9 protein-coding genes are annotated in these 13095 nt (G+C 49.3%); all 9 read right to left on the reverse strand.

The window, feature by feature from the left end; genetic code table 11:
- Positions 1 to 2: 2 nt before the first annotated feature.
- Positions 3 to 491 (reverse strand): YbhB/YbcL family Raf kinase inhibitor-like protein, encoded by a 489-nt coding sequence (locus DFR60_RS22795; protein ID WP_110324948.1) that lies wholly within the window; start codon positions 489 to 491, stop codon positions 3 to 5.
- Positions 488 to 2431 carry an LTA synthase family protein gene (locus DFR60_RS22800; RefSeq protein ID WP_110324949.1) on the reverse strand — a complete coding sequence of 648 codons (1944 nt, stop codon included), beginning with the start codon at positions 2429 to 2431 and terminating at the stop codon, positions 488 to 490. The genes DFR60_RS22795 and DFR60_RS22800 overlap by 4 nt, the downstream gene beginning before the upstream one ends.
- A 274-nt stretch (positions 2432 to 2705) precedes the next feature.
- Entirely contained in the window at positions 2706 to 3185 is a 480-nt protein-coding gene (locus DFR60_RS22805; protein WP_110324950.1) for a zinc ribbon domain-containing protein, read from the reverse strand.
- A gap of 58 nt (positions 3186 to 3243) precedes the next feature.
- On the reverse strand, positions 3244 to 5436 hold the full coding sequence (locus tag DFR60_RS22810) for a DUF6449 domain-containing protein (protein WP_110324951.1): 2193 nt from the start codon (positions 5434 to 5436) through the stop codon (positions 3244 to 3246).
- Positions 5411 to 6310: an ABC transporter ATP-binding protein gene (locus DFR60_RS22815; RefSeq protein ID WP_110324952.1), complete on the reverse strand. Its 900-nt coding sequence runs from the start codon at positions 6308 to 6310 to the stop codon at positions 5411 to 5413. Before DFR60_RS22815 ends, DFR60_RS22810 begins: the two co-directional genes overlap by 26 nt.
- The gene (locus tag DFR60_RS22820) at positions 6276 to 6701 is read right to left on the reverse strand and encodes a GntR family transcriptional regulator (RefSeq protein ID WP_002600065.1); all 426 of its coding nucleotides are present in this window, start codon (positions 6699 to 6701) and stop codon (positions 6276 to 6278) included. Before DFR60_RS22820 ends, DFR60_RS22815 begins: the two co-directional genes overlap by 35 nt.
- Positions 6702 to 6807: 106 nt before the next feature.
- Positions 6808 to 7707, reverse strand: a complete 900-nt coding sequence (locus tag DFR60_RS22825) for a DUF4397 domain-containing protein (RefSeq protein WP_110324953.1) — start codon at positions 7705 to 7707, stop codon at positions 6808 to 6810.
- Positions 7708 to 7808: 101 nt separating this feature from the next.
- Positions 7809 to 9194, reverse strand: coding sequence for an MATE family efflux transporter (locus DFR60_RS22830; protein WP_110324954.1), 1386 nt, complete (start codon positions 9192 to 9194; stop codon positions 7809 to 7811).
- Positions 9195 to 9446: 252 nt separating this feature from the next.
- Positions 9447 to 12983, reverse strand: a complete 3537-nt coding sequence (gene nifJ, locus DFR60_RS22835; RefSeq protein WP_110324955.1) for a pyruvate:ferredoxin (flavodoxin) oxidoreductase — start codon at positions 12981 to 12983, stop codon at positions 9447 to 9449.
- Positions 12984 to 13095 lie beyond the last annotated feature (112 nt).

Below are 13095 nucleotides of genomic sequence, written 5' to 3' on the forward strand. Positions count from 1 at the left end.
TCCTACATCCCCCGCTTATACTTCCCGCATAGCTCCCCTTTTTGCAGCACATACCCTTCCATCGCCTTCAGCAGCTCCTTTTTCCCCGCAGTTCCATCCAGCGGAAGCAGGCAGTCAAGGACGTAAAACCGAAAAACATATCTGTGTGTATTCCTCACAAAAACAGGCTGCTTCGGTCCCCGGTATCTGTTTTTTCCATACCCGCGTCCCTGCACGGCATTTCCCAGTTCTTTTACAACCGCTCCACAAGGGATATTTTCCGGAATCACGGCCATTGCCGGAAGATTCCAGATCAGCCAGTGATTATAAGCCGGGATAAACGGGATATCCAGATCATCCATAATCACGGCAACCGAGACCGCATTCTCACAGAGATTCTTTAACTCAAACCCCGGTGATATATCTCTGCCAAAGCCGGTATACTCCCTGGGTATAATTCCGTTATTCTCAAATGCCCGGCACACTGCCTTCAATTCCCTGTCGTCGCTCATGATCCTTTCCCCTTTTCTCTGACTCCCTCTCCCAGCGGAATCTTATCCCTTCCGATCTGCCACACCGTAATATCGGCATCTGTGACTTTTTTCTCCGGAATATTTCTGGCAATGATCAGTTCCGGCCACACAAATGTGGTCTCCACCGCCTTTCCGTCCAGGCAGATTCTGGAATATGGTGTAAAATTCTCGCCGTACACCAGAATATTGGAATCGTTATACACAATATCATCAATGGTGATGGGATCGATTCCCATCTGTAAATCCGTGGTCTGGTAGGGATTTTCCCCGCCGTAGACCTCCCGGTCACCGTACAGAATATCATATTCCAGCGCCTTCATATCAGCCAGATACGTCTCTTCATCCTCCATGCCGCCGTTTAAGTAGTTCTGATGGAACCGCATCATGGTCCCCTCGTGAATGCCCAGCATATCCAGCACGTGGGCGGCCAGCTGATACGCCTCCACATCCATTTTCTTCTTCGGGAGGTTCATGTTGTTCCAGACCACATACTCTGTCTGGTACAGGGATTTGTTGATCATCTCATCTTCCGTCCATTCGAAGCTGGGAAGATGGTCACCATACATGACTAGCACGATCGGCTCCTCCCGCGTGCGAAGCGTGTTGACAAGAGAACGGATAAAATCATCCATCTCATTAATCTGCTCACAGTAATACTCGAAATCCGGATACTTTCCGTGCCCCTGAACCGATATGGTATAGATAAAGTCCGGTCCTTCTGTGGAATCCAGCGTCTTAATGATCTCCTTGACCAGGATCTTATCCTTACACCAACCGGCCGGATTTCTCTCGATATTGTTCATGTACTCAATGGGCGTAAACGTATCAAATCCGATCTGGGCAAACACATTGTTCCTGTCATAAAATGTCGCCTCATTGTTATGGATGGCATGGGCCGTATATCCGAGATTTTTTAAATCGAAGGCTACGCTCTCACAAGAGGTCTTCTTCAGCACGGTTTTATAGGGATACTCTCCCGGTCCGAAAAAATCCAGATTCATCCCGGTGATGGCTTCGAATTCCGTATTGGCTGTCCCCGCCCCAACGGATGGCACATTTAAATACCCGTGAGGATAACTCTTCTGAAGACGGTGAAAAAATGGGATAGGATCGTAGTCCTCCTCCGTACCGGATTTAAGATTGCCCGTCACCGGATTCTTCTTCCACAGAAGCGGGTCGAAAAAGGACTCCAGCTGGATCATGATGACATTCGGCTTCGTACTGGCCGAGACCGCATATGTATTTTCCGGAACCAGCTCCTCCGCCTTAATCACCTCGATCGTCTCCGTACCATAGTCCTCCGGCTTGGAGATTCCCGTGTTGAACATGGAATTGGCAAAGCAGTAGGGGAAACCGTACGCCTGAAACGCCGCTCCGATATTGCCGAACCGCACTGCCACCAGCCCGGTGTTCATGGCAGCTGTCGTCAGTCCCAGAATCACCGCCGCGCTGATCCCCACAGCCGCCGTGCTCTTGACGTAATTGACCTTTTCTCGGCTGACCGGTGCAATCCGCCACACAAACACGCAGAATACCGTCACCACCACCAGGGCCGCCGCTATCATAACCAGCTGCATCCAGGTGAAATACGTGGTCGCAATATTGGCCGCGTACTTGATCAGCCTGAAATCCGCCGCCGTAAACGGAGTCGTACGGAAAATCAGGAGTATCCCGTTCACGACTCCCATCCCCAGCCAGACAATCGACAGCACGATTGCCCCAAACACCCTGCGCCTCGTAAGAAACAGCACTGTAAATGGCAGGGCGATAATGCATGTATTTAAAAGGAAGACCAGCGGACTTTCCAACACATAGGCCAAAAGCACTGATAACGACTTCCTGCTGATAAACTCGATCAATAAATTTAAAACAGCTGCCAGAATCACAATCTTCCCCAGCCGTTTCCCATATGCCTTCATGGCGGATCTCCTTTGTACCTCATCGTACTTCATTTCTTAAGAATCGGATTTAGTCTACCACACTTTACTTGAAATTTACATACCTGTTTGCAAAATTTAGGAAAAATGTAAAAAACAGGTTACAGTTCACTCCCCACCAGGGACACTGCAGTCCGGTTCGGCCGGGCAGGCTCGGACTGCGGTGTCCCTGATGGGGAGTGAACTGTAACAAAAACAGAGTGCCATACGGTCTCCCGCACAGCACTCCTGATACCTTCACTCTTTTTGATTATGTTTAATACTCTTCCGTCGGAACAAATGCGTCCTCTTCTGCCGCAGGAACGCCGGCTGGGCGCTCTGCTTCTTCCTCAGAAGCCGCCTGTTCTTCCGCAGCAGCATTCACGTCTTCGCTTTCCGCCGCTTCTTCCTTAATCGAAGCACCGCATTTGCCGCAGTATAAGGAATCCTTCGGAACCTTTGCGCCGCAGACTGCACAGATCCGGCTGCCTTCGCTCTGGGTCAGTTCAATCTCCAGGGCTGCGATACGTTCCCTGCACGCCTTGACAGCATCGTATACCTTGGCATAGGCCTCTTCCGGCTCACGGTTGGATTCGTAATAGATCCGTCCGATGGCGGCATAGGCTTCCTCCAGCTTCGTCTTCTCCGTGCTGATCTGCGTCTTTAACTGTATCGTCTCCGTAAGTGCCTTTGCCTTTGTGGCCACTTCTTTGCCGGTATCCGTAAGGGTCTTTCCCAATTCTTCCAAAAATGCCATACGTAGTTCCTCCTTTGACTTGTCACTCTTATCATTTTATCGTCATTGGAGGAAAAAGTCAATCAGAGACTGTTTCCACTTCTCTGTTAAAACGCTCCGACTCCTTCTTTAAGAATTCCGGCATATCTGCTTTGCGGATACTGTATTCGTGGCTGATCTGCCCGCTGCTGCCCTTCACCACCGCTTCAAAGGTGATCCGGTCATCCCATTCACTGAACGGGTTCATATTCGAGTAATCCTCCAGCCTGGCCGTCTCCATCAGTGCCGCCACTTCTTCTTTGTCCGTAACCGTAAGCTGAGAAGTAATATCCTTATCGTAGTATCTCGAGTCGTCTTTCTCCGCCAGCTGATAGAGATCAATATCGGCCCTTATCACCTCACCCGCATCGGTCACAGTAGTCAGCCTGATGCCGCAGTCCTCCAGCAGTCCAATGGTCTTATTAAAGGACGGGTATACCGGGTAGTAGCCCCTGTCCATCACATTGTTGTATCTCCAGGAATAACCGTTCTTTTCCTTTGATTTTTCCGCCTGCACCTGTATGTCAGTCATAAACTGAATCTGGGCGATCGGGTTTTGCTGCTCCATCACGTCTGATGTCAGGCCTGCCATCTCCTCCTGATAGGTGCGGAGTATCAGATCGACGTAATCCGTCCCCTCTTTACTGCTGCCCCGTGTCACATCTCTGGTCCAGCTGTTCTGTACTACCTTGATCTTTCCGGTATTCTCCGGAGTCTGTTCCAAAACCGGATAAGCCGCCATGCGGTAATCCTGGCTGTCATAGATCTTCCTGATGAGATCGTACTCCTTATCACCGTAAACAGCATAGGAACGGTACACTTCTCTGCCATTCTTCAGTTTAAACTTCACAGAGAAGCTGACGTAATGATCTCCATCCTCAGAATCCCACTGATACTGACGCTCCTTCTCTTTTTCCACCTGGCTGACCGCCTCTGAGACGAGAGCCAGCGCTGTGTCCATATCGGAGAGCTGCATACGGGAGAAGATGTATGTGTCGGAAGACTCGTAATCCCAGTAATATTCATCTTCATCGTCCATTTTCGCGCTTCCGTAGTCCACCCAGTATTCCATATTCGTCAGGGAGACTGCCACGGATTCCAGATCCGACTGCTTCGGAATGTACTTGTCGTAGCCAAATAAGTCAAAGCGGAACCCACAGAATATCAGTGCCGCGGCAAGTGCACACACCGCCATGGAAATCCTGCTGGAGAACAGCTTCCGGAAATCAAAGTGGTAAATGATTTCGATTATACAGTGCGACAGCAGCAGGCCGCAGATCAGTCCAAACACCGCCCATCCGATACTGTCATGCAGATACCAGAAGAACAGTCCACCACAGAGTGCGGAGAGGATTACAATCGGAATGCGGATAATTGGCTGGCTTACCTTAAACGCCATAGCCTTTCCGGCCGCCTCCGAACCTCTCACACGGTAAAGCAGAACTGCTGCCGCCGTTACCGCCGCGATGACGAGAATCACCGCACAGATCCTTAATACAAGGCTTCCGCTCTTCGCCCCATCCATAAATGCCGAATAGTTGCTGATATACAGCGTCAGCGCAGAGCATTTATCGATAAGCCTGTATGTAATACTGCTTCCGCCGTTATAGCTGGTCTTAAAGAATTCCTGATACAGGGCATCCAGAAGCAGGAGCAGCGCCGGAAAATACAGATGGAACACGCCGGTTCCCAGGATTCCAACCAGAATATTGCCGGTCATTACCATGGCCAGCACGGTCACGGAATACAGCATAATGAAGTGAAGCAGAAGGAAGCCAAACGCCCCCAATGCCTCTGGAACAATATCCCCGGGGACGATTCCATTCACCAGGGCAACCAGTAAGCCCAGCAGTAAATTGACCGCATATGTAGAAAACAGGATCAGCACACCGTCCAGAAAATTCACAAAAAACAGCTTTTCACGCCTTACAGGAAGCGAGTGGTAGAAATCCACCTTTTTTCTGGAATGCAGCCAGGAAAAACTGGTCACGCCCAGGATCAGCGACAGCAGCACGATAATTACTGCTAAGAATCCATTGTTAAAGCCGAGGATCGACCGGGCGCCATACATCAGACCGTAGTACGTTTCCTCCATGTTTCTGCTGCCGCTGAGACTCAAAGCCGTAGCCACCGGCAGTGCAAAAAAGAAGGTTAAAAAGGTGAGAGCCACCGCCCAGAGGCGCCGCTTCAAGTCCTCTTTCATCAGATTAAAGAATAAGTTTTTTGATGTCATATCCTGCCACCTCCGTCTCACTGATAAATATCTCTTCCAGGGACAATGGAATAATCTCATAAAATACCGGACTATAGGACTCCATCACAGATTCCGCCTCTTCCCGGCTTCCTCTCACGGTGATGGTTATAAGCTTTCCTCTCCGCTCCGTCTTAAGCCGGTCGAATGCCACTAAATCATCCGCGTCCATTCCCTCTCTCAATACGCACTGAATCTTATGAATATTGAGTTTCATATCATCCAAATCCTTGGACAGCAGGATTCCTCCCTTGTGAAGGAGTCCCACATGGTCACAGATATCCTCCAGCTCCCGCAGATTATGGGAAGCAATAATAGGAGTCAGATTCCGCTCCGATATGTCGCCTGCAAATATGCTCTTCACCGCCTGCCTCATCACAGGGTCCAGGCCGTCAAACGTCTCGTCACAGAATAAGTAATCCGTATTCGCACAGATTCCGCAGATCACAGACAGCTGCTTCTTCATACCCTTGGAAAATGTATTGACCTTTCTCCTGCCGTTTAATTCGAAACCGGACAGCAGCTTGTGAAATCTAGTCTTATCAAACTTCGGATAGACACGTCTGTAGAACTCCATCATCTCCAGCGGAGTCGCATTGCTGAAAAAATACTGTTCATCCGATATGTAGAAGAACCGCTGCTTGACGTCCTCCCTCTCGAATACATTCTTCCCATCGATCGTGACGCTTCCCTCATCGGGTTTTAAAACGCCGCTCATCATCCTTAAAAATGTGCTCTTCCCCGCCCCGTTCGTCCCGATTAAACCGAACACGGAGGCGTCCTTAATCTCTGCATTAATATGATCCACGGCAATCATATCATCAAACCGTTTCGTCAGATTCTCCGCTTTTATCACGCTGCTCTTCCTCCCTTACCATAGATTTTTGTCCCTTCCAGTCCTCGGCGACCCAGCAGTGAACCTTATCTTCCGTCACCCCTGCGTTCCTCGCCTCACCGAGCCAGCCGCCCAGCTCTTTCCGCAGCTCGCTCACCTTTAAAGCCCTGATGGAACTCGTATCCGATACGAAGCTTCCACGCCCCTTTACGGAATAAATAAAGCCGCGTCGTTCCAGTTCCGCGTAAGCCCGCTGTATCGTGTTGGGATTAATGGACAAATCCGTGGCCAGACTCCTGACCGACGGAAGCTGGCTGTCCTGTTCCAGAACACCGCATATCATCAGGTCCTGCAGTTTTTCCACGACCTGCTCGTAAATCGGTCTGCGGTCTTTGTAATCCAGCAGAATCATATGGCACCTCCTATACTGTATTAATACATCTAATACACATAGTATACACAAACACCCCCGGTTTGTCAACCGGAGGTGCTAAAAAAACAGTAACAGGAGTCATCCATTAATTTCGTCTGTCTTCCACTATAAGAATCCTGATCGCATCCTGAGAATTGTTCCAGTTAAACACATAGAGTGTATAGGAGACATTTCCCCTGATATAGATATTGGAGGTCAGAAGCGGGCTTCCTGCAAACGCCGAGCTGTTGGAGACGGAAACCGTATAATATCCGGCCGGCAGATATCGGAAGCTGGTCACTTCGCGGTAATTCACGTTGCGGAAGGTAACCGCGCCGCCGTTCAGCGTGACGTTGACGCTGCGGTTCGTATTGGATAAGTTGCATACGCGGAAGCATCCTGTATTCGCTCCGCCGTTGCAGTTCATATCCGTGATCTCCATTAAGTCCAGACCGGTATTCGTATTGATGATGGCTACGGTAACTGCGCCGTTTAACGGTACGTTGATCTGCTTCTGGATGTAGACATAGCCGTTCTGTCCCGATACGGTGACGGTCTGCATGCCGGCGGATACGCGGCCGTACTGGCTGACCTCCGCGTTGTCCAGACCGTTTACCACCATCTGATTGTTGATGTAAATTATGAATGGATTATAACCGGCGGCGGCATTTAAGAACCGTACGACGCCGTACTGAGTGGTATTGCAGAAGTAACAGGGAATGATCGGTCTTGGGAACACGGTGATAATCGAACCCCAGATCCCATTGTTCGGTCTCTCGGGAAACGTTGGAATTGGTCCGCCCTCTCCCGGGTTTGGCAGCGGAATCACCGGAGTCTGACTCTCGTCAAAATCTGGAATCGGCCCGCCTTCGCCTGGATTCGGCAGCGGAGCTACCGGGAAATTACTCTCGTCTTCTCCATCCGGCACCGGTCCGCCCTCGCCTGGGTTTGGCAGCGGAATCACGGGTGTATCTGCATCATTCTGCATATAAGATAAAGTGTCCATATTGCCCCTCTTTTATGTTTATTATACTTTAAGTTTATTCCACCTTATCTTCCCAGTGCCTGTACCGGAGCAAATTTATCTTAAATTTTACAAAATATTTTCTAAGAGGCCGTAACCGCGTCCTCATTCTGATTATTCCTGCCCAAAAGCCTGCGCAGACGCCCCATCACATGGCGATAGGCCGGAAGCAGAAACAGATCCGCCGCCACCCAGGCGATGGGATTGGCAAAGCAAACAGCTGCGTATCCAAAGACCGGAACGAGACAGAATCCGACAAAGGACCGCGCCGCCATCTCACAGACTCCCGCGATGATGGCAAATTTCGAATAACCCAGTCCCTGAATCATGAATCTCACGATGTTGACGAGGGCTAATGGGAAATAGAACAGACTGTTGGCAACCAGAAACTGCTTCGTATTCGCTAAAATCTCCACTTCCCCCGCATCCACGAACAGCAGCGCCACCACATCGCTGAAGAGATAGAGCCCGGCCAGCGCAATCACCGAATAGACAGCCCCGATGATAATACAGGACTTGATCCCCTTGTCGATACGGTCCAGCTTTCTGGCTCCAATATTCTGGCCTCCGTAGGTAGCCATGGTAGCCCCCATGGCGTCAAAGGGGCAGCAGAAAAACATACTGATCTTTCCTCCGGCCGTGACAGATGCGACCGCCACCGACCCCAGGGAATTGACCGCTGTCTGTAAGATAACGCTTCCGATGGCTGTAATGGAATACTGAAGTCCCATGGGAATTCCCATGCCGCACAGCGTCATCATGGCATTCTTATCCGGCTTCCACTCGTCCCCCTGCATCTTTAAAATCGCAAACTTCTTTCTCATGTAGAGCAGACAGAGAACGCCGGAGACGCCCTGGGAGATCACCGTCGCCCATGCGGCTCCCGCCACGCCCATATGCAGGACGAGAATCGTAAAGAAATCCAGGAAAATATTCATAATCGAGGAAACCAGCAGGAAGTAAAGCGGCGTGGTGCTGTCCCCCAGAGACCGGATAATTCCGGACAGAATGTTATAAAGGTATGTAGCCGGTATTCCCAAAAATATAATAAAAATGTAGGAGTACGCCCCGTCGATAATGTCCGCCGGCGTATTCATCCAGATAAGGATATTCCGGCACAGCACACAGACCACGGCTGTCATCACGACCGCAAAGATCAGAGCCAGCCAGCCTCCGTTGGCGACAAACCGCCGGAGCGCGACCTCATTCTTCTCTCCAAACTTCTGTGCCACCGGAATTGCAAAGCCGCTGCACACACCGACGCAGAACCCGATAATCATAAAATTGATCGAGCCGGTGGATCCCACCGCGGCCAGCGCGTTCACGCCCAGATACTTTCCAACGATAATGGTATCAACCATATTATACAGCTGCTGAAACAGCAGACCGAACAGCATGGGAATCAAAAAGCTCAATATAAGCTTCATCGGTGAGCCGGTTGTCATATCCTTTGTCTGCTTCTTTGCCATCGTTTTCTGTCCTCACTTGTTTATTCAGATTTTCTGTTCACTGCACCACAAAATCATGATGCTACATCAACATAATTTACACGCAGTGCGAAGAATTTGCAAGCGATTTTTTTCCATTTTACCCCGTATTTTCCCATTTTCGTGAAATTTATCACATTACACAAAATATCCCCCGGATCCGCCCAAAATATAGGACTTCTTTCGTGTCAAAAAAACGCCCGGGCATATCGCCCGGGCGCAGTCCTTCAAATCTTATTTATCACCATACAGTGTAACAAGCTTTGTCAGATAATCATATCTTTCCTTCGCATCTGCCTCGTTCTTAGCGAACAGATCAGCTGCTCTCTCAGGATTCTTCATAGCTAAGGAAGCGTAACGAACCTCGCCCTTTAAGAATTCCTGATAATCTCCTGTCGGAGCCTTGCTGTCCAGAGAGAATTTCTTCTCAGCAGCCGGGTTGAAACGGAAGTTATTCCAGTATCCACACTCAACAGCCAGTTTCTCTTCTGTCTGAGCCTTGCTCATGCCCTTCTTGATACCATGGTTGATACATGGAGCGTAAGCAATGATTAAGGACGGTCCCGGATAAGCCTCTGCCTCTGCAATGGCCTTAACGGTCTGTGCATAGTCAGCACCCATGGAGATCTGTGCTACGTATACATAGCCATAGCTCATTGCGATGCTTGCAAGGTCTTTCTTCTTAACTTCCTTACCGCCGGCAGCGAACTGTGCAACAGCGCCTGTCTTGGTAGCCTTAGAAGCCTGTCCGCCTGTGTTGGAGTAAACTTCTGTATCGTATACCATGATGTTGATATCCTTGCCGCTTGCAAGAACGTGGTCAACACCGCCGAATCCGATATCGTAAGCCCAGCCGTCACCACCGAATACCCACTGGGATTTCTTTCCTAAGAAATCTTTGTCCTTCACGATGGCTTTGCATGTCTCACAGTCACAGCCTTCTAATGCAGCAACTAACTTATCGGTTGCAACACCGTTGGTTGCGCCGCATGTAAAGGTATCTAAATATTCCTTGCATGCTGCTTTTACTTCCTCAGAAGCTGCTTCAGAGTTCATAACGGACTCAACTTTTGCCTTTAAGCCGTCTCTGATCGCGTTCTGAGCTAATAACATACCGTAACCGAACTCAGCGTTATCCTCGAATAAGGAGTTGGACCATGCAGGACCCTGTCCCTTTTCGTTTACTGTGTAAGGTGTGGACGGTGAAGAGTTGCCCCAGATAGAAGAACATCCGGTTGCGTTAGCGATGTACATTCTGTCACCGAATAACTGGGTAATTAATTTTGCGTAAGGAGTCTCGCCACAGCCCGCACATGCGCCTGAGAATTCAAGTAATGGCTGTTTGAACTGGCTTCCCTTAACGGTGGTAGGTTTAAATTTGTCGATAACTTCCTGCTTGATCGGAAGAGTCTGACCGAAGTCATATACCTTCTGAGATTCAGCGTAGTTTGCTTCCATGTTGACCATGGTAAGAGCCTTCTCGCCCTTCTTGCCAGGACATACGTTCGCACAGGAGCCGCATCCGGTACAGTCAAGAGCGGATACTGTCATGGAGAACTTGTAGCCAGGCATGCCTGTCATATCAAGCATCTTTGTTCCTTCTGGAGCCTGTGCAGCCTCTTCAGCTGTCATGGCAACCGGACGGATTACTGCATGAGGACAAACGTATGCACAGAAGTTACACTGGATACAGTTGTCTGGATTCCAGTTAGGAATATTTACAGCGATACCACGTTTCTCATACGCGGAAGAACCGGATGGTGTGGAACCGTCTACATACTCTGTAAATGCGGATACTGGCAGGGAATCGCCCTCCTGAGCGCTGACCTTAGCCTGAATGTTGTTAACGAAGTCTACAACATCCTTGCGGCCGCTGGCTGCGTGAGTCATGTCAAGGCCTTCGTCTGTGCAGGACTTCCAGCTCTCCGGAACCTCTACCTTAACAACGCCCTTGGCGCCTGCGTCGATAGCTGCCCAGTTCTTCATAACAACGTCTTCGCCCTTACGTCCGTAGGTAGCCTTTGCAGCTGCCTTCATCAGTTCGTTTGCCTTCTCAGCAGGAATGATTCCTGTCAGCTCGAAGAATGCGGACTGTAAGATCGTGTTGATTCGTGTCGGGCCCATGCCTGTCTCGATACCGATCTTCACACCGTCGATGGTGTAGAAGTTGATGTTGTGGTCAGCGATAAACTGCTTAACCTGTCCCGGTAAATGTTTCTCAAGGCCTTCTGCATCCCATGGGCAGTTCAGTAAGAAGGTACCGCCGTCAACCAATTCCTGAACCATGTTGTACTTGCGTACATAGGACGGATTGTGACATGCTACGAAGTTTGCCTTATGAATTAAATAGGTAGATTTGATCGGTGTATGTCCGAAACGTAAGTGGGACATGGTAACGCCGCCGGACTTCTTGGAGTCATAATCAAAGTAAGCCTGAGCGTACATATCTGTGTTGTCACCGATGATCTTGATGGAGTTCTTGTTAGCACCTACCGTACCGTCGGCGCCAAGACCCCAGAACTTACAGTTGGTTGTTCCTTCTGGAGTAGTAACCAGCGGAGCACCTGTCTCAAGAGATAAATGAGTAACATCATCGATAATGCCGATGGTAAAAGGTGTCTTTGTCTCGTTATCGAATACAGCAACGATCTGAGCCGGTGTTGTATCCTTGGAGCCTAAGCCGTAACGTCCGGTTAATATCTTAACCTGATCGAACTTGGTTCCTCTTAAAGCTGCCACTACGTCTAAGTATAACGGCTCGCCAAGGGATCCAGGCTCTTTTGTTCTGTCTAATACGGAAATCGTCTTAACAGTATCCGGGATTGCTTCAACAAGAGCGTCTGCGCAGAATGGTCTGTAAAGACGAACTTTAACAACACCAACCTTATGTCCCCGTGCTACCATGTAGTCGATGGTCTCTTCGATTGTATCGTTTACGGAACCCATGGATACGATTACGTGCTCTGCATCCGGAGCGCCGTAGTAGTTGAACAGCTTATAATCGGTACCGATCTTAGCATTGACCTTGTCCATGTATTTCTGAACGATAGCCGGTAATGCTTCGTAATATGGATTACATGCTTCTCTTGCCTGGAAGAAGATATCCGGGTTCTGAGCAGAACCTCTCTGGCAGGGATGGTTTGGATTTAATGCATGACGACGGAACTCGTCCACTGAGTCCATGTCAACCATCTCTTTTAAATCTTCGTAATCCCAGGTCTCCACCTTCTGGATCTCATGAGATGTACGGAAACCGTCAAAGAAGTTGATGAACGGAACTTTTCCTTCAAGAGCTGCCATATGTGCAACAGGAGTTAAATCCATAACTTCCTGAACGCTGGATTCGCATAACATTGCGCAGCCGGTCTGACGGCATGCGTATACGTCGGAGTGGTCACCAAAGATTGATAAAGCATGGCTTGCAACTGCACGTGCGGAAACGTTGAATACACCCGGTAACTGCTCGCCTGCGATTTTATAAAGGTTCGGGATCATTAATAACAGACCCTGGGATGCGGTGTAGGTGGTGGTCAGCGCACCTGCAGATAAGGATCCGTGAACAGCACCTGCTGCACCTGCCTCAGACTGCATCTCTGTAATCTGTACTGTATGACCGAAGATATTGGTTCTTCCGTCGGTTGCCCATTCATCTGAAGCTTCCGCCATAGGTGAGGATGGGGTAATCGGATAGATAGCCGCTACATCAGTAAATGCGTAAGATGCATGTGCTGCTGCGTGGTTTCCATCCATGGTTTTCATTTTTCTTGCCATTTTGATTTCCTCCTACAAATGTGAATATTGTATAGTTTGGTTCCCCGAAGGGATAGTGACCTGTTTACTATTATAACAATTATTTAACAAATTGCAAATAAGAAAAATGGAA

It is taken from the genome of Hungatella effluvii, from assembly GCF_003201875.1.
Lineage (GTDB): Bacteria > Bacillota > Clostridia > Lachnospirales > Lachnospiraceae > Hungatella > Hungatella effluvii.